This window comes from Thalassotalea sp. PLHSN55 (assembly GCF_052030545.1).
Lineage (GTDB): Bacteria > Pseudomonadota > Gammaproteobacteria > Enterobacterales > Alteromonadaceae > CANMXU01.
In genome coordinates, this window is record NZ_JBPDIH010000006.1 from 269,763 (window position 1) to 287,347 (window position 17,585).

Consider the following 17,585-nt stretch of genomic DNA (forward strand, 5'->3'; position numbering starts at 1 on the left):
CTATTCCTCGATTTTTCCGCCGGCAGCTTCAATAGCTGCACGTGCACCTTTAGTAACACCTAAACCACGTACTGTGATTGGACGAGTAATCTCGCCAGACAACATGATTTTTGCTGTCTCAATGTTACGTGTAATTAGGTTTGCATCTTTAAGTGCATGAATGTCGACAACATCAGCAGTGATGTTATTTAGCTCATGTAAACGTACTTCAGCGCGAACTAAAGACTTACGAGACGTGAAACCAAATTTAGGTAAACGTTGTTTTAATGGCATTTGACCGCCTTCAAAACCTGGACGTACACTACCGCCAGAACGAGACTTCTGACCTTTGTGACCGCGACCACCAGTTTTACCTATGCCAGAACCAATACCACGACCACAGCGTTTCTTGGCTTTCTTAGCACCTGGTGCAGGAGATAAAGTATTTAAATGCATAATTAATCCTCCACCTTAATCATATAAGATACTTGATTAATCATACCACGTACAGAAGGAGTATCTTCTAACTCAACTGTATGATTGATACGACGTAAACCAAGACCTTTTAATGTAGCTCTATGCTTCGGTAAACGACCGATAGAACTTTTTACTTGAGTTACTTTAACTGTTTTAGCCATGCTCAATTACCCCAAGATGTCTGAAACGCTTTTGCCACGCTTAGCTGCCATGCCTTCTGGCGAATGCATATTCGCAAGAGCAGAAACAGTAGCGCGAACTACGTTGATTGGGTTAGTAGAACCGTATGCCTTTGACAATACGTTCTGAACGCCTGCAACTTCTAGTACTGCACGCATCGCGCCACCGGCGATGATACCTGTACCTTCAGAAGCTGGTTGCATGTAAACTTTAGAACCTGAGTGACGACCCTTGATAGGATGTTGAAGAGTAGTACCCTTCAAGTCAACAGTTACTAAGTTACGACGAGCCTTTTCCATTGCTTTTTGGATTGCAGCAGGAACTTCACGTGCCTTACCGTAACCAAAACCAACACGGCCATTACCGTCACCAACTACAGTTAGTGCTGTGAAACTGAAAATTCGACCACCTTTAACCACTTTTGAAACGCGGTTTACGGCAACTAACTTTTCAGCTAAATCACTTTGTTGTGCATTTTCTTGATTAGCCATAATCAACCCCTAAAACTGAAGACCAGCTTCACGAGCTGCTTCTGCTAACGCTTTTACGCGACCATGGTAACGGAAACCTGAACGGTCAAATGCAACAGACTCAATGCCTTTTGCTTTTGCACGTTCGGCAATTGCTTTACCTACAGCAGTAGCTGCAGCAACGTTACCTGTTTTCTCTACTTGAGCACTAACTTCTTTGTCTAAAGTAGATGCCGCAGCAATTACTTCAGAACCATTTGGTGCAATCAATTGCGCGTAAATGTGACGAGGAGTACGGAACACGACTAAACGATTCGCACCCAGCTCGCTGATTTTTGCACGAGCGCGTTTAGCGCGGCGCAAACGAGATGTTTTCTTATCCATCGTATTACCCTACTTCTTCTTAGCTTCTTTACGGCGAACATGTTCGTCACTATAACGAATACCTTTACCTTTATAAGGCTCTGGCTTACGGTAAGCACGAATGTTTGCAGCAGTTTGACCGACCAACTGTTTGTCAGCACTTTTCAGTATAACTTCAGTTTGGCTTGGAGTTTCAACAGTTACCCCTTCAGGGATAGCGTGGTCAACCGGGTGTGAAAAGCCTAAAGATAAGTTTAAGTTCTTACCTGCAGCTTTAGCACGGTAACCAACACCGTTTAAAACTAATGTTTTTGTAAAGCCTTTGCTCACACCTTCAACCATATTATTGATTAAAGCGCGTGCAGTACCGGCTTGTGCCCATGCAGATTTATCTTCAGAAGCAACAGTTGTTTTAATTACATTTTCTTCTTGAGAAACTGCAACTAGGCTGTTGATTGTAGTAGATAATTCACCTACAGGACCTTTTACTTTAATGTCTTGACCAGATAACGTAACAGTAACGCCAGCAGGTACTTCGACAGGTGCTTTTGCAACACGAGACATAGTTCTGCTCCTTTACTCTACGAAACCGATGATCTCGCCACCAATACCCGCAGTGCGAGCGGCGCGATCTGTCATCAAACCTTTAGAAGTAGAAATAATCGCAATACCCATACCTGCAAGAACTTTAGGAAGTTCATCACAGCTTTTGTATACACGAAGACCAGGACGTGAAACACGTTTGATCGATTCAATTACTTCTTTACCTTCAAAATACTTCAAAGTAACAGCTAGTTCAGGTTTTGCTTCACCTGATACTGTGTAATCTGAAATATAACCTTCTTCTTTAAGCAAGTTAGCAATAGCAACTTTAACCTTTGAAGATGGCATTGTTACTGCAGTTTTAGCTGCAGATTGACCGTTGCGGATGCGTGTAAACATGTCCGCGATAGGATCAGTCATCATAACCATTTACTCCCGTGAATTACCAACTAGCTTTCTTAAGACCTGGAACTTCACCACGCATAGTTGCTTCACGCAACTTGATTCGGCTTAAACCGAATTTACGTAAGTATCCATGTGGACGACCAGTAACGTTACAACGGTTACGTTGACGGCTACTGCTTGAATCACGAGGTAAACTTTGAAGTTTCAATACTGCATCCCAACGATCTTCCTCAGAAGACTCTGGACTTGAGATGATAGCTTTTAGTGCCGCACGCTTTTCAGCATACTGTGCAACTAACTTGGTTCTTTTAGCTTCACGAGCTTTCATTGACGATTTAGCCATAACTCTACGCCTTCTTCTTGAACGGGAAGTTGAATGCAGTCAATAAAGCATGACCTTCTTCGTTATTCTTCGCGCTAGTAGTGATAGTAATATCTAATCCACGGATTTTATCGATTTTATCGTAATCGATTTCTGGGAAGATAATTTGCTCACGTACACCCATGCTGTAGTTACCACGGCCATCGAACGACTTAGGGTTCAAGCCACGGAAGTCACGGATACGAGGAATTGAGATAGAGATTAAACGCTCTAAAAATTCCCACATACGCTCGCCGCGTAAAGTTACTTTTGTACCAATAGGGTAGCCTTCACGAATCTTGAAGCCCGCAACAGATTTGCGTGCAACAGTCGTAAGCGGCTTTTGACCCGAGATTGCAGTAAGATCATTCGTGGCGTGCTCTAATACCTTTTTATCGGCAATCGCTTCACCAACACCCATGTTAAGGGTGATCTTTTCAATCCGAGGGACTTGCATGACACTTTTATAACCAAATTGCTTTTGCAATTCAGCTACAACTGTATCTTTGTAAAAATCATGCAGTTTCGCCATCGTTTACTCCAATTAAATTAATTCGTTATTAGATTTGAAGAAGCGTACTTTCTTACCGTCTTCAACTCTAAAACCTACACGATCTGCTTTACCCGTTGCTGGGTTAAGGATCGCTACGTTTGATACGTGGATAGGTGCTTCTTTTTCAACAATGCCACCAGGCTGCTGTAACTGAGGTACAGGTTTTTGGTGTTTCTTGATTAAGTTAACGCCTTCTACGAATACTTTGCTGTCTTCAACAAGAACTTTGGTCACTTTACCAGTTTTGCCCTTGTCTTTGCCTGCAAGTATAACTACTTCATCATCACGACGAATCTTAGATGCCATTATCGTGACTCCTTATAGTACTTCTGGTGCTAATGAAACGATCTTCATAAATTTTTCATTACGAAGTTCACGTGTCACAGGCCCGAAAATACGAGTACCAATTGGTTGTAAGTTAGCATTTAACATTACAGCCGCGTTTTCGTCAAAACGAATGGCAGAACCATCTGTACGACGAACACCTTTCTTTGTGCGCACCACTACTGCAGTTAGAACATCACCTTTTTTAACCTTGCCGCGAGGATTTGCTTCCTTCACTGCAATTTTGATGATGTCGCCAATGCGTGCGTAGCGACGGTGCGAGCCACCAAGAACCTTTATACATTGTACACGACGAGCGCCACTGTTATCAGCCACGTTCAATTGTGATTGCATTTGGATCATTTAATATGTCTCCGCTATTTATCTTTTGTCTTATAAAAAAGATAGAAATTTAAGGCCAAAAATCCGACCCGTCACTGCCTTTTAAATCCCACTCATATTAAGAGGGCGCGAGATTATAACACCACTAATTAAAAAGTGATACTCTATTTAGCGAAAAAATAAACAATCTCCGTGTTCTTGTTCAATTGGGTGACCAAAGTAAATAGTTCGTATCAACATGTTTACATAATAAAAAAATTATACTTAACGGACATTGGTGGTTATTTTTTCACCTACAAGCTAATCTCTTTGTAAATAACTAGCTTAACAAGGAAAGTTAAATGAAATATTCCCTCTGCCTCCTAGCAAAGCCCAACCATGTAAATATTAGTAACCTTACTAAGTCACACAGCAAGCGCTTCACTCACGGACTCAATCTTGCTGCTAAAAATACGAATACATAAGGTAAGGTTATGAACAAGATTTTATATATGGTTGCTTCATTTATATTGGGCGCGGCAATAACTGCTATTGTGTTTGTAAAAGTACTATCTCAAACTATGTATGATGCTGGTAGCTCAGATCTTAACGAAAAGCTGGAATTTTCAAAGGTAGTAGACATAAGCGAAGACGAAAAAACTAAACAGGCATTTTATCGTTTATTGTGCTCAAGAGCCGACTGGCTCAAACATTTAGGCGATAGCTATTTAAATACGCCAAATAAAATTGATTTAGAGTTGATCGCTATAGTTGAAAGAAAATGTATAAGTAACAATACACCTTTAAATTACAAATAGTTGTTTGCCAATTTGCATCCAATAAAAAAGCCCTACCACAAACATGGTAGGGCCTTCTAATAACTCTCGTTAGTATAAACGCTTAGATTAGATAATCTTTGCTTTTTCTACTACGTCTACTAATGTCCAAGATTTACTCTTAGAGATAGGAGCACATTCACGAATAGTTACTACGTCACCTGCTGTACATACGTTAGCTTCATCGTGCGCTTTCAACTTAGTTGAACGCGTCATGAATTTACCGTAGATAGGGTGCTTAACACGACGTTCAATCAGGACAGTGATAGACTTATCCATTTTGTCACTGACAACGCGACCTTGTAGTGTACGAATTTTAGCTTCGCTCATTACTTACCTGCCTTTTCAGTTATGATAGTCTTAACACGCGCGATATTACGGCGTACTTGTCTTAGCAAATGAGTTTGTGCTAATTGACCAGTGCTTGCTTGCATGCGGTAGTTAAACTGCTCGCGAAGTAAACCTAGTAATTCAGCATTTAACTCTTCAACGCTTTTTTCTTTAAGTTCGCTAGCTTTCATTACATCACCGTTCTAGTTACGAAGGTTGTTTTGAACGGAAGTTTCGCAGCTGCTAAAGCAAATGCTTCGCGTGCGATTTCTTCAGATACACCTTCCATTTCATAAAGAACACGACCCGGAAGAATTTGGCATACCCAATATTCTACTGAACCTTTACCTTTACCCATACGTACTTCTAATGGTTTCTTGGTAATTGGCTTATCAGGGAATACTCGGATCCAGATTTTACCTTGACGCTTAACATGACGAGTCATTGCTCGACGAGCTGCTTCAATTTGACGTGCAGTCATACGACCACGCTCAACTGATTTCAACCCGTAAGTACCGAAGCTTACTGAACTACCGACTTGTGCTAGACCGCGGTTACGCAATTTAAATTGCTTACGGAATTTAGTACGTTTTGGTTGTAACATAACTTATCCCCTACTTAGCCTTGCGGTTGTTTTTTTTCTTAGGTTTTGCCGCTGGTTGCTCTGCCACTAATGGCATTTTACCAATGATTTCGCCTTTGAAAATCCACACTTTAATACCGATAGTACCGTACGTTGTTTCACCACGCGCAGTTGCGTAGTCAATGTCAGCACGTAATGTATGCAAAGGTACACGACCTTCACGATACCATTCAGAACGAGCAATATCTGCACCGCCTAAACGACCACTAACTTCAACTTTGATACCCTTAGCACCTAAACGCATAGCGTTTTGTACAGCACGCTTCATAGCGCGACGGAACATAACACGACGTTCAAGTTGACTACCGATGCTGTCAGCAACAAGCTGCGCATCCATTTCTGGCTTACGAACTTCAGCAATGTTGATTTGAGCAGGAACACCAGCAATTTTAGAAACGGCTAAACGTAATTTTTCTACGTCTTCACCTTTCTTACCGATAACAACACCTGGACGAGCCGTGTGAATTGTTACGCGGATTGACTTAGCTGGACGCTCAATCACGATTTTTGACAATGATGCACGCTTAAGCTTTTCAGATAAATATGCACGAACCTTGTGGTCACCGTGAATGTTATCTGCAAAATCTTTGCTACTTGCAAACCAAGTAGACGCAAAAGGTTTAGTGATACCTAAGCGAATACCATTTGGATGGACTTTTTGACCCATTCTAATATCTCCTAGTTATCAGATACAACCACAGTAATGTGGCTAGTACGCTTAAGGATACGATCCGCGCGACCTTTCGCACGAGGCTTAATACGTTTCATTGTTGGACCATCGTCAATCATAATAGTTTTAACGAATAATTCATCAATGTCTGCACCTTCGTTATGCTCGGCATTAGCAATCGCTGAATCAAGTACTTTCTTAACTAAAACAGCAGCTGATTTGTTGCTATAAGTTAAGATTTCAAGTGCTTTCTCAACGTGTTCGCCACGGATTTGATCCGCAACTAAACGTGCTTTTTGAGCAGAACCGCGGGCAAATTTATGTTTAGCAATAGCTTCCATCTAATTTCCCCTATCTTTTCGCTTTCTTATCAGCGACGTGGCCGCGATAAGTACGAGTTGGTGCAAATTCCCCTAATTTGTGACCGATCATTTCATCAGTAACAAATACAGGAACGTGTTGACGGCCATTATGGACAGCGATGGTCAATCCGATCATAGTTGGTATGATCATTGAGCGACGGGACCAAGTTTTAATTGGCTTTTTATTCCCGCTTTCCACCGCTTTCTCTACCTTCGTCAACAAGTGTAGGTCAATAAATGGACCTTTCTTGAGAGAACGTGGCATGGTGATTCCTCTTTAATTAATTAGTACTATTATTTAGTACGACGACGTACGATGAACTTATCAGTACGCTTGTTCTTACGAGTCTTGTAACCCTTAGTTGGTACACCCCAAGGTGATACCGGGTGACGACCGCCTGAAGTTTTACCTTCACCACCACCGTGTGGGTGATCAACTGGGTTCATGGCAACACCACGAACAGTTGGTCTAACACCACGCCAGCGTGTAGCACCTGCTTTACCCAAAGAGCGAAGCATGTGTTCAGCGTTGCCGATTTCACCTAAAGTTGCACGACAATCCGCTTCGATTTTACGCATTTCGCCAGAGCGAAGACGTAAAGTAACGTATGCGCCGTCTTTTGCTACTAATTGAGCATAAGTACCAGCAGCACGAGCGATTTGTGCACCTTTACCAGGTTTAAGTTCGATTGCATGTACAACACTACCTAATGGAGTATTGCGAAGCGGTAATGTATTACCTGCTTTGATTGGTGCGTCTACACCAGACTGGATCGTATCACCAGCTGTTAAGCCTTTAGGGGCTAAGATGTAACGACGTTCACCATCTGCGTATAATACAAGTGCAATGTTTGCACTACGGTTTGGATCATATTCCAAACGCTCTACTTTTGCAGGGATGCCATCTTTAGTACGCTTAAAGTCGATTAAACGGTAATGTTGCTTATGACCACCACCAACGTGACGAACAGTAATGCGACCGTTATTGTTACGACCACCAGACTTAGACTTAGTGTCTAATAATGGTGCGTAAGGCTTACCTTTATGCAATTCCGTGTTAACCACTTTAACAACGTGGCGACGACCCGGAGAAGTAGGTTTACATTTAACTATAGCCATTTTCGTAAACTCCTATGATTCCGCGCCGACGAAGTCGATGTCGCTGCCTTCAGCAAGAGTAACGTATGCTTTTTTCCAATCGCTTCTGCGACCAAAACGAGCACCAGTACGTTTCACTTTGCCTTTAACATTAAGTGTGCGAACACCTTCAACTGAAACTTCGAAAAGTTTCTCAACAGCAGCTTTGATTTCAGCTTTAGTAGCAGTAGGGGCAACTTTGAAAACAACAGTGTTGTTTGCTTCAGCAGCCATTGTGCTTTTTTCAGAAATGTTTGGTGCCAAAAGCACTTTTAACAAACGTTCTTCGCTTATCATCCTAACATCTCCTCAATTTGCTTAACTGCAGTAGCAGTCATCAAAACTTTTTCGAAACCAACTAAAGAAACTGGGTCAATACCGTCTACATCACGAACGTCAACTTTGTATAAGTTGCGCGCTGATAAGAACAAGTTCTCATCAACTTCTGGAGTAACGATTAACACGTCTTTAAGTTCTAAACCGTTAAGCTTAGCAACTAACTCTTTAGTCTTTGGCGTTTCAACAGCAAAATTTTCAACCACAACTAAGCGTTCTTGACGAACTAACTCAGAAAGGATGCTTTTGATCGCACCACGGTACATTTTACGGTTAACTTTTTGGCTGTGATCTTGTGGCTTAGCAGCGAATGTTACGCCACCAGTACGCCAGATTGGACCACGAGTAGTACCAGCACGAGCACGGCCAGTACCTTTTTGACGCCATGGTTTTGCGCCACCACCACTAACTTCTGAACGAGTTTTCTGAGCACGAGTACCTGCACGAGCACCAGCTGCGTATGCAACTACTACTTGGTGTACAAGAGCTTCATTAAACTCAAGTCCAAAAGTTGTTTCAGAAACTTCAAGAGCGCCTGAAGCGTCTTTTAATGCTAATTCCATCACAAATCTCCTGGACTAGGCTTTAACAGCTGGTTTGATGATTACGTTGCCGTTGATTGCGCCCGGAACTGCACCTTTAATAAGGAGCAAGTTGCGTTCTGCATCAACACGAACCAATTCAAGGTTTTGTGTAGTAACTTTCACAGCACCCATGTGACCAGACATTTTTTTGCCTTTGAAAACACGACCTGGTGTTTGACACTGACCAATCGAACCGTTTGAACGGTGAGAGATCGAGTTACCGTGAGTAGCATCTTGCATTGAGAAATTCCAACGCTTAATACCACCTTGGAAACCTTTACCTTTTGAGGTGCCAGTTACATCCACTAATTTCGTGTCATTGAATAACTCAACAGTGATTTCACTGCCAGCTTCTAGACCTTCGCCTTCATTTGCATTTAAGCGGAATTCCCACAAGCCACGGCCTGCTTCGATGCCAGCTTTAGCGAAATGGCCAGCTGTTGGTTTGTTTACACGGTTTGCTTTTTTGCTACCGGTAGTAACTTGAAGCGCTGAGTAACCATCGTTGTCAACAGTTTTAACCTGAGCAACACGGTTGGCTTCAACTTCTAGGACTGTAACAGGAGTAGATACACCATCTTCAGTGAAGATGCGAGTCATACCCACTTTACGTCCAACTAGACCTATAGTCATGTTAAAACTCCTATTAACCCAAGCTGATTTGAACGTCAACACCAGCTGCTAAGTCTAAACGCATTAATGCGTCTACAGTCTTTTCAGTTGGTTCTACGATATCAATTAAACGCTTGTGAGTACGAATTTCGTACTGATCACGAGCATCTTTGTTAACGTGTGGAGAAATCAAGATAGTGAAACGTTCCTTGCGAGTAGGAAGTGGAATTGGACCACGAACCTGTGCGCCAGTACGTTTTGCAGTGTCAACGATTTCTGCTGTTGATTGATCAATCAAACGATGATCGAACGCTTTCAAACGAATGCGAATTCTTTGATTTGACATTAATCAAATCCCCATTTTAAAGAACAACAAAACACTGCCCATCACCTTTTTAGTATAAAAGGGGGGAGTGTCGCTAAATTTCATTCAACCTCATATCGAGGTCGCTGTATAAAGCTAACTAATATACGTATCTAGTCAGCATTCGCATCAGACATAGTGCCCAGTGCGGACGCGTATTATACATAAGTTTATATTTTCTGCAAGCAGTAAATTGGGTTAGTTAAATAAACCCCTGACTTGGGTTCTGGGAAGTAAAATACTTAACCGCGGTAATACCAATACCGATAAAAAATAGACAAAAAAAACGCGAACTATATAGTTCGCGTTTTTAGCTCTTCAGTGCCTTGTTTTTCAAAGGCACTTTCAAAGAGAAACTTATTTTTCTGTCTGTTGTTCATCAGCAAGTCTAGCGACTTCTGTTTTTGAACCACATCTTTCACGTAATTTTTGCATCATCATAAAGAAGATAGGTACAAAGATACAACCAACAAATGTTGCCGATAACATGCCACCAAATACTGATTGGCCCATCGCGTTACGACTTGCTGCACCTGCACCTGACGCTAATACTAAAGGAATAACACCTAAAATAAACGCTAATGCTGTCATTAATACGGCGCGCATTCTCAGCTTAGCGGCTTGAACACCCGCTTCAAGCACGCTTAAACCTTTCTCTTCACGTAATACCTTAGCAAATTCAACAATCAATATCGCGTTACGACACGCCATACCAATCATCAGAACTAAACCAATTTGTACGTATAAGTTAAGTGTTCCACCCGCAGCACTTACGTAAACCATAGCACCTAATAACGCGGTTGGTACACAAAGAATAATGGCAAATGGTGTCATCCAACTTTCGTATTGCGCTACTAAGAATAAGAAAGTAAATAGTAGTGCAATTGCAAATAGCGCGACCATACCACCAGAGGTTTTAACTTCTTGATACGTTAATGCTGTCCATTCTGTTTTGTAACCTTCTGGAAGGTTAGCGGCAACTTCTTCAATTTTCTTAATTACATCACCAGAACCGAATGCCGGGTTTTGAACGATAAGTAATTGAGTTGCGTTAAACAAGTTGTAACGAGCTGAAATGTCAGCACCTACTATCGGTTCAAATTTAGCAAATGAAGAGAACGGAACCATGTCACCTGTTGTAGCTTTCACGTACAAGGTTTCTAGGTCGGTTTCGTCATTACGGTATTGCGCATCAGACATCACGTTCACTTGGAAATTTTTACCAAATTTGGTGTAGTCATTTACATACTGCTTACCAAATGAAATACCAACAACCTGATTTACCGCTTCAGGGCGAACACCTTGTTTAAAGGCTTTTTCGTAGTCAATATCAAGTTTCATTTGTGGAACGTTAGCAGTGAACGTTGACATCGCTACCATAATTTCAGGCTGTGCCATCAATTCTTGAGCAAACTGTTGATATACCGGTCCAATTGATTCAGTTGAGCGACCGAGTGTATCTTCAAGGATTAATGAAATACCCGACGTTGCACCTAAACCAGGGATAGCTGGCATAGTTAACGGCAATGAACGAAGCTCTTTATATTGAGACATCGCGCCCTGTGCTTGAGCAACAATTGCATTTAACGATAGTTCTGGCGTTTGACGTTCGCTCCAAGTATCTAGCGTGACAATGATCAAAGCAGAGTTCGTTGATAACGCGCCTTTCAAAATACTAAAGCCTGAGCCTGAAGCTGTTGCTTTAACACCTGGAATCGCTTCAATATCAGCGGTAACCTTTTCAACAACCTTTTGGGTACGCGCTAAAGTTGTCGCTTCAGGTAATGTTACATCGACTAAGAAAGTACCTTTATCTTCTACTGGCAAAAAGCCTGAAGACATGTTGTTACCTAAGTAGCCTGTATAACAAAGTACCGCAATAAAAATACTAATCGTTAAGAAGAAACGTTTGCCTAGGAAGCCAACGATACCGCCGTATCCTTTGTTCATACCGTTGATAATACGGTTAACAAAACCTAGGATACCTGTTTCTTTTAATGGTTCGACTTTCATCATTGCTGCACAAAGTGCCGGCGTTAAAATTAACGCAACAATGGTTGAAATAATGGTTGAAGCAACAATCGCCACACCAAATTGTTGATATAAAATACCAACCATACCTGGTGCTAAAGATACAGGTACAAACACCGCCATTAATACTAAGGCTGATGCGACAAGTGGTGCGGTAACTTCTTTCATTGCTTTTGATGTAGCAGGTTTCGCATCGATATGCTCTTCATGCATGATGCGCTCAACGTTTTCGATTACAACAATAGCAGCATCAACTACGATACCAATCGCAAGAATCAAACCAAACATTGAAATGGTATTAATATCCATACCAAATGATTGCATAACAACAAAGGTGGCAATAAGTGATACTGGAATGGCAATTAAAGGAATTAAGGTTGCACGCCAGTTTTGTAAGAATAGGAAGGTAATAACACCTACTAAAAACAATGCTTCAAAAAATGTTTTATATACTTCATCCATTGACGCTAAGGTAAATTCAGTAGAGTCAAAAGAAATCGCATATTCTAGGTCATCTGGAAAACCTTTTTCCAATTCTTTCAGTTCTTTTTTGATCGCCGTTGCCACTTCAATTGAGTTAGCACCCGGTGATAAATACCCCATAACTAGCGGGCTACTATAAGACTTATAACGAGAAGATGAACTATATGATTCAGCACCTAACTCAACACGAGCTACGTCTTTAACACGAATTAAACCGCCAAATGAATCTGCACGTACAATAACATTTTCAAAGTCTTCCAATTCTTTTAGGCGACCACGGGTTTGAATAGCATATTGGAAAACTTGCTCATCTACCGATGGAGACTCACCTAACTTACCTGCCGCAACAGTCGTGTTTTGTGACGCAATAGCTGCACTTACTTCGCTAGGGTTAACTTTTAAAGCAGAAAGTTTTTCGTTGTCTAACCAAACACGTACCGAGTAGTTTTTCTCACCAATAATATTTAACTCACCTAAACCACGAATACGTAATAAAGGATCTTTGATATTAATAGAAACAAAGTTAGAGATAAATAAATCGTCGTATGTACCGTTAGGTGAATATACGTTTAAAGTTAAAAGCAAATCTGGAGATACTTTAGCTACCGTTACACCTAATTGTTTAACGATACCCGGAAGTTTACTCATCGCCTTATTTACCCTGTTTTGCACAAGCGTTTGCGCTTCATCAGGATCAGTACCAATTTCAAAGGTAACTTTCGCGATATAAGAACCGTCATTACTTGACTTAGAGTCAATATAAATCATGTCTTCAACACCGTTCACTTGCTGCTCAATTACAGTAGCGACCGTATCACGAATGGTATTATGGTCAGCACCTGGGAAGAATGCTGTTACCTTAATGGTTGGTGGCGCAACACTTGGGTATAGCGACACCGGCATATTTACAATGGTCATTAAACCTGCAAGTGTCATTACTATCGCAATGACAATCGCAAACTTAGGACGATTTATAAAAAAATCAATCATGTTAAGATTCCTTAGTTAAATACAGGTGCTACTTGCTTGCCAGGTTTCGCTTTCAACAAACCATTAACGATGATTTTATCACCTTCAACTAAGCCTTTTGAAACCGCCCAGTTTTCACCTACACGCTCACCAACGCTAATGTATGTTTTCTTAACAACATTGGTTTCATCTAATGAATAAACATAGCGACCTACTTGGTCTTCTTGAACAGCTGCTTGAGGGATAAGCACTAATTTTTCTGGTTTAGCAACAGTAATTAAAATGCCTACGTTTTGACCACCTAATAACAAACCTTTCGGGTTAGGGAATTGCGCGCGGTACGTTACAGTACCAGTCGTTTTAGACACTTCAGTACCAATGTAGTCAAGCTTACCTGTGTAGTCGTAACGCGTACCGTCTGGTAACTCAATTTCCAATAAATCAGGAACAAAACCTTCTTCTTGCTGGCGGCGCATAAATTCGTAATGTTGCTTCTCATCTAATTGAGCATAAACTTGCACATTATCATTTGCTGTAATATGAACAATGCCACCAAAAGTTCCTACGGCTAGAGGACCAACTAAGTCTCCCTTTTCACGCTGAAATTCGCCAACAACACCATCAAATGGAGCCACAACAATAGAACGCTCTAAGTTAATTCGTGCACTTTCTAAATTTGCTTTTGCTGTTGCCAAAGCCGCTGATGCTACATCACGGTCTACTTTCACTTGCTCTTGGTCTAAGTCGCTAAGCACTTCTTTGCCTGCAAGCATTTTTGCCATACTGTACTTTACTTCTGCTAAATCAAGTGCAGATTCAGCTTGTTTCACTAAGCTTTCTTGTTGATTAACAGCTGCTTTATAAGGTTCACGGTCAATAATGGCGATAGTTTCGCCCTTCTTAACTTTATCCCCTTCTTGTACTTTAATGTCAGTAATGACACCAGAGACCTGAGCCATTAGCATCACTTTAGCTGTAGGTTCGATGCGACCTTGAAGACGACCAGTGAGTTTAACAGTTTCACTTTTTATCTCTACAGCACCTACTTCAGGAGCTTTTTGTTGTGGGGCAGTTTTTTTAGCCCCTTGTTCACAACCTGCTAATGCGAGTGTTGCTACCAAAAATATAGTTAACTTTTTCATGCGTCTTTTAATCTCCAAGCAAACCGTAATGAGCAAAGCATTTCAATGCATTATTGCATGCACCCATAGGGTTAACATTAATCTAAATACGAAAGTCCATAATGTGTTTTATGTGTTCCGCGTTATATTTATATAAAAAATGAATTAGCTTTAATTGAACTTAATGGCGGTACTGTAATCGAGTACATAAGAAGATACTATGTGAAAACTTTCGCTATTCGGTATCAATTTGTAACGCCAAAAGCTTACATATTTTACAAATAACCTAGCCCGCGTGAAAAAAATCACAGACAACACTAACCACCTTCACTGCAGACGTTGTAGCACACACCTTGTTGTGACATAACGCACAACCATGAACTTGTTAGACCACCTATTTCCATTATCAATTGTAATGTAAGTTCTGAATTTGTTACACCTCATTTACAAATAAACATTCAATGAAGGCGTGACTTTACTTCCCACAAATTAAAGTCAAATAACTTAAGTGTGTAATAGTCAATTAGCCTTTAATTGGCAATTGCAAGCAAAGGCTCCCCCTCCTTAAAACCAAGTGACGCTCGTGCTCCAAAAAGCCCTTATATAACAATGAATAAAGATATTGATGAAGATGTGAATTATTTATACCTATATATAAGTACAAATAATTCATCGTTTTGACGACCAGGTTTAGGTTTGGCGATATAAGCATAACGATTGATGGCATTAGCGCAGAGTAATTTGTAACAAGCTATTTAACCCGTTTGAACAGCACTTAAATCACTATTTCTTATATAAAGCTAATTAGATATAAGCAGCGCTATGCTCTACCTATTTATAGTTATAATTAATTTCGACGTTAAATAAGCCATTTAGCTGAAATTTTTTTCGATCACTCGCGGTAAACGAAAATTCTTATGTAGGTTTCAATCAAGTAATGGTATACTCGCGCGCAAATTTTCAACAATTCCACTTTTTTAGTAGAACTTAAATAGAGTAAAGTAATGGCAGATTTATCCAAATACAGAAATATTGGTATCTTCGCTCACGTTGATGCTGGTAAAACCACAACAACTGAACGTATCCTTAAATTAACAGGTATGATCCATAAGATCGGTGAGGTTCACGATGGTGAGTCAACGACTGACTTCATGGAACAGGAAGCTGAGCGCGGTATCACTATCCAATCTGCTGCTGTAACTTGTGAATGGAAAAAGCACCGTTTTAACGTAATTGACACCCCGGGTCACGTTGACTTCACAGTAGAAGTTTACCGTTCATTAAAAGTACTTGATGGTGGTATCGGTGTATTCTGTGGTTCTGGTGGTGTTGAACCTCAATCAGAAACTAACTGGCGCTATGCTAACGAATCAAAAGTTGCACGTTTAATTTTTGTCAACAAACTTGACCGTTTAGGTGCAAACTTCTTCCGCGTAAAAGACCAAGTAGAAAACGTACTTGGTGCACGTCCACTAGTAATGACATTACCAATTGGTGAAGAAGACGATTTTGTAGGTGTTGTAGATGTATTATCTCAAAAAGCTTACGTTTGGGATGATTCAGGCCAACCAGAAAACTACGAAATTACAGATATTCCAGCTGACATGGTAGACCAAGCTGCTGAATACCGTGAAATGTTAATTGAAACGGCATTAGAAGCTGATGAAGACCTACTAATGGAATACTTAGAAGGTGAAGTTAACCCAACAGAAGAGCAAATCAAAGCGTGTATCCGTAAAGGTACAAATGAATTGTTATTCTTCCCAACATACTGTGGTTCTGCATTTAAGAACAAAGGTATGCAACTTCTTCTTGATGCGGTTGTTGATTACTTACCTTCACCAACTGAAGTTCCACCTCAACCGTTAACTGACGAAGAAGGTGAACCAACGGGTGAATTTGCACTAGTTGATGCTGCTGAACCTTTCCGCGCATTAGCATTCAAAATTATGGATGACCGTTTCGGTGCCCTTACTTTCGTACGTGTATACTCAGGTACATTAAATAAAGGTGATACTGTACTTAACTCATTCACAGGTAAAACTGAGCGTATCGGCCGTATGGTAGAGATGCAAGCAGAAGACCGTACTGAGCTAACTTCAGCACAAGCGGGTGACATTCTTGCGATCGTTGGTATGAAGAACGTTCAAACAGGTCATACTTTATGTTCTGTTAAAGAACCATGTACTCTTGAAGCTATGGTATTCCCAGAACCAGTAATCTCAATTGCTGTTGCACCTAAAGATAAAGGTGGTTCAGAGAAAATGGGTGTTGCTATTGGTAAAATGGTTGCTGAAGATCCAACGTTTAAAGTTGAAACTGATGAAGATTCAGGTGAAACCATCTTACGTGGTATGGGTGAACTTCACTTAGATATCAAAGTAGATATCTTAAAACGTACTTACGGCGTTGACTTAGTTGTTGGTAAGCCACAAGTTGCCTACCGTGAAACAATCACGCAGCCAATTGAAGATTCTTACACACATAAGAAACAATCTGGTGGTTCAGGTCAATTCGGTAAGATCGATTACCGCATCAATCCAGGTGAGCCAAACTCAGGTTTCACATTTAAGTCTACTGTTGTTGGTGGTAACGTTCCTAAGGAATTCTTCCCAGCAATCGAGAAAGGCTTTAAAGGCATGATGGACGAAGGTGTTTTAGCCGGCTTCCCAGTGCTTGACGTTGAAGTTGAATTATACGACGGTGGTTTCCACGCGGTTGATTCATCTGCTGTTGCTTTCGAAATCGCTGCTAAAGGCGCATTCCGTCAATCAATTCCAAAAGCAGGTCCTCAACTAATTGAACCTATCATGAAAGTTGACGTGTTCACTCCAGAAGATCACGTAGGTGACGTAATCGGTGACCTTAACCGTCGTCGTGGTATGATCAAAGACCAAGAAGCTGGCACTACAGGTGTTCGCATCAAGGCTGACGTACCTCTTTCAGAAATGTTCGGTTACATCGGGCACTTACGTACAATGACATCTGGTCGTGGTCAATTCTCTATGGAATTCTCTCACTACATGCCATGTCCTGCTAACGTAGCTGAAACAGTTATCGCTGAAGTTAAAGAGCGTAACGCTAAAAAATAATTAGTTATTTATAGCTAATAAAAAACCCCGAAAGCGCAA

General features: G+C 40.9%; 25 protein-coding genes. 2 read left to right on the plus strand and 23 right to left on the minus strand.

Features of this window, described 5'->3' with window-relative positions:
• From rplO to rplN, 10 genes are read right to left on the minus strand one after another with little or no spacing between them, the layout of a single operon-like run.
• Window positions 1-435 (minus strand): 50S ribosomal protein L15, encoded by a 435-nt coding sequence (rplO, locus tag ACRRSQ_RS13745; RefSeq protein ID WP_440876327.1) that lies wholly within the window; start codon window positions 433-435, stop codon window positions 1-3.
• Between the two features lie 2 nt (window positions 436-437).
• The gene (rpmD, locus tag ACRRSQ_RS13750) at window positions 438-617 is read right to left on the minus strand and encodes a 50S ribosomal protein L30 (RefSeq protein WP_189378502.1); all 180 of its coding nucleotides are present in this window, start codon (window positions 615-617) and stop codon (window positions 438-440) included.
• A 6-nt stretch (window positions 618-623) separates the two neighbouring features.
• Window positions 624-1,127, minus strand: a complete 504-nt coding sequence (rpsE, locus tag ACRRSQ_RS13755; protein WP_440876328.1) for a 30S ribosomal protein S5 — start codon at window positions 1,125-1,127, stop codon at window positions 624-626.
• A gap of 9 nt (window positions 1,128-1,136) precedes the next feature.
• Window positions 1,137-1,490 carry a 50S ribosomal protein L18 gene (gene rplR / locus ACRRSQ_RS13760; RefSeq protein WP_440876329.1) on the minus strand — a complete coding sequence of 118 codons (354 nt, stop codon included), beginning with the start codon at window positions 1,488-1,490 and terminating at the stop codon, window positions 1,137-1,139.
• A 9-nt stretch (window positions 1,491-1,499) separates the two neighbouring features.
• Window positions 1,500-2,033, minus strand: coding sequence for a 50S ribosomal protein L6 (gene rplF, locus ACRRSQ_RS13765; protein ID WP_440876330.1), 534 nt, complete (start codon window positions 2,031-2,033; stop codon window positions 1,500-1,502).
• A gap of 12 nt (window positions 2,034-2,045) precedes the next feature.
• Entirely contained in the window at window positions 2,046-2,435 is a 390-nt protein-coding gene (gene rpsH / locus ACRRSQ_RS13770) for a 30S ribosomal protein S8 (RefSeq protein ID WP_440876331.1), read from the minus strand.
• 19 nt (window positions 2,436-2,454) lie between these two features.
• Window positions 2,455-2,760, minus strand: coding sequence for a 30S ribosomal protein S14 (rpsN, locus tag ACRRSQ_RS13775; RefSeq protein ID WP_440876332.1), 306 nt, complete (start codon window positions 2,758-2,760; stop codon window positions 2,455-2,457).
• Window positions 2,761-2,764: 4 nt separating this feature from the next.
• Window positions 2,765-3,310 carry a 50S ribosomal protein L5 gene (gene rplE / locus ACRRSQ_RS13780; RefSeq protein ID WP_440876333.1) on the minus strand — a complete coding sequence of 182 codons (546 nt, stop codon included), beginning with the start codon at window positions 3,308-3,310 and terminating at the stop codon, window positions 2,765-2,767.
• A gap of 12 nt (window positions 3,311-3,322) precedes the next feature.
• On the minus strand, window positions 3,323-3,637 hold the full coding sequence (rplX, locus tag ACRRSQ_RS13785) for a 50S ribosomal protein L24 (protein WP_440876334.1): 315 nt from the start codon (window positions 3,635-3,637) through the stop codon (window positions 3,323-3,325).
• 12 nt (window positions 3,638-3,649) lie between these two features.
• The gene (gene rplN, locus ACRRSQ_RS13790; protein ID WP_303455072.1) at window positions 3,650-4,018 is read right to left on the minus strand and encodes a 50S ribosomal protein L14; all 369 of its coding nucleotides are present in this window, start codon (window positions 4,016-4,018) and stop codon (window positions 3,650-3,652) included.
• 452 nt (window positions 4,019-4,470) lie between these two features.
• On the opposite strand from rplN, the gene ACRRSQ_RS13795 reads away from it, so the two are divergent.
• Window positions 4,471-4,794, plus strand: a complete 324-nt coding sequence (locus ACRRSQ_RS13795) for a hypothetical protein (RefSeq protein ID WP_440876335.1) — start codon at window positions 4,471-4,473, stop codon at window positions 4,792-4,794.
• 87 nt (window positions 4,795-4,881) lie between these two features.
• Here ACRRSQ_RS13795 and rpsQ read toward each other — a convergent pair whose 3' ends face one another.
• From rpsQ to ACRRSQ_RS13860, 13 genes are all read right to left on the minus strand, one after another.
• Window positions 4,882-5,142: a 30S ribosomal protein S17 gene (gene rpsQ, locus ACRRSQ_RS13800; RefSeq protein ID WP_440876336.1), complete on the minus strand. Its 261-nt coding sequence runs from the start codon at window positions 5,140-5,142 to the stop codon at window positions 4,882-4,884.
• Complete coding sequence (gene rpmC, locus ACRRSQ_RS13805; RefSeq protein ID WP_440876337.1) at window positions 5,142-5,333, minus strand: 50S ribosomal protein L29; 192 nt, start codon at window positions 5,331-5,333, stop codon at window positions 5,142-5,144. The genes rpsQ and rpmC overlap by 1 nt, the downstream gene beginning before the upstream one ends.
• Complete coding sequence (gene rplP / locus ACRRSQ_RS13810) at window positions 5,333-5,746, minus strand: 50S ribosomal protein L16 (protein ID WP_440876338.1); 414 nt, start codon at window positions 5,744-5,746, stop codon at window positions 5,333-5,335. Before rplP ends, rpmC begins: the two co-directional genes overlap by 1 nt.
• Before the next feature lie 10 nt (window positions 5,747-5,756).
• Window positions 5,757-6,452, minus strand: a complete 696-nt coding sequence (rpsC, locus tag ACRRSQ_RS13815) for a 30S ribosomal protein S3 (protein WP_440876339.1) — start codon at window positions 6,450-6,452, stop codon at window positions 5,757-5,759.
• Window positions 6,453-6,463: 11 nt separating this feature from the next.
• A complete protein-coding gene (gene rplV, locus ACRRSQ_RS13820) occupies window positions 6,464-6,796 on the minus strand; it encodes a 50S ribosomal protein L22 (protein ID WP_440876340.1) in 333 nt (110 codons plus the stop codon).
• A gap of 10 nt (window positions 6,797-6,806) precedes the next feature.
• Window positions 6,807-7,082: a 30S ribosomal protein S19 gene (gene rpsS, locus ACRRSQ_RS13825; RefSeq protein WP_440876341.1), complete on the minus strand. Its 276-nt coding sequence runs from the start codon at window positions 7,080-7,082 to the stop codon at window positions 6,807-6,809.
• 29 nt (window positions 7,083-7,111) lie between these two features.
• Window positions 7,112-7,936: a 50S ribosomal protein L2 gene (gene rplB, locus ACRRSQ_RS13830; protein WP_440876342.1), complete on the minus strand. Its 825-nt coding sequence runs from the start codon at window positions 7,934-7,936 to the stop codon at window positions 7,112-7,114.
• Window positions 7,937-7,948: 12 nt separating this feature from the next.
• Window positions 7,949-8,251 (minus strand): 50S ribosomal protein L23, encoded by a 303-nt coding sequence (rplW, locus tag ACRRSQ_RS13835; RefSeq protein WP_440876343.1) that lies wholly within the window; start codon window positions 8,249-8,251, stop codon window positions 7,949-7,951.
• On the minus strand, window positions 8,248-8,853 hold the full coding sequence (gene rplD / locus ACRRSQ_RS13840; RefSeq protein WP_440876344.1) for a 50S ribosomal protein L4: 606 nt from the start codon (window positions 8,851-8,853) through the stop codon (window positions 8,248-8,250). The genes rplW and rplD overlap by 4 nt, the downstream gene beginning before the upstream one ends.
• A 15-nt stretch (window positions 8,854-8,868) precedes the next feature.
• Window positions 8,869-9,507 carry a 50S ribosomal protein L3 gene (rplC, locus tag ACRRSQ_RS13845; RefSeq protein WP_440876345.1) on the minus strand — a complete coding sequence of 213 codons (639 nt, stop codon included), beginning with the start codon at window positions 9,505-9,507 and terminating at the stop codon, window positions 8,869-8,871.
• A 13-nt stretch (window positions 9,508-9,520) separates the two neighbouring features.
• Window positions 9,521-9,832 carry a 30S ribosomal protein S10 gene (rpsJ, locus tag ACRRSQ_RS13850; RefSeq protein WP_057179762.1) on the minus strand — a complete coding sequence of 104 codons (312 nt, stop codon included), beginning with the start codon at window positions 9,830-9,832 and terminating at the stop codon, window positions 9,521-9,523.
• A gap of 375 nt (window positions 9,833-10,207) precedes the next feature.
• Window positions 10,208-13,354: an efflux RND transporter permease subunit gene (locus tag ACRRSQ_RS13855; protein ID WP_440876346.1), complete on the minus strand. Its 3,147-nt coding sequence runs from the start codon at window positions 13,352-13,354 to the stop codon at window positions 10,208-10,210.
• 11 nt (window positions 13,355-13,365) lie between these two features.
• On the minus strand, window positions 13,366-14,475 hold the full coding sequence (locus ACRRSQ_RS13860) for an efflux RND transporter periplasmic adaptor subunit (protein WP_440876347.1): 1,110 nt from the start codon (window positions 14,473-14,475) through the stop codon (window positions 13,366-13,368).
• 983 nt (window positions 14,476-15,458) lie between these two features.
• Here ACRRSQ_RS13860 and fusA point away from each other — a divergent pair.
• Window positions 15,459-17,546: an elongation factor G gene (fusA, locus tag ACRRSQ_RS13865; protein ID WP_440876348.1), complete on the plus strand. Its 2,088-nt coding sequence runs from the start codon at window positions 15,459-15,461 to the stop codon at window positions 17,544-17,546.
• Window positions 17,547-17,585 lie beyond the last annotated feature (39 nt).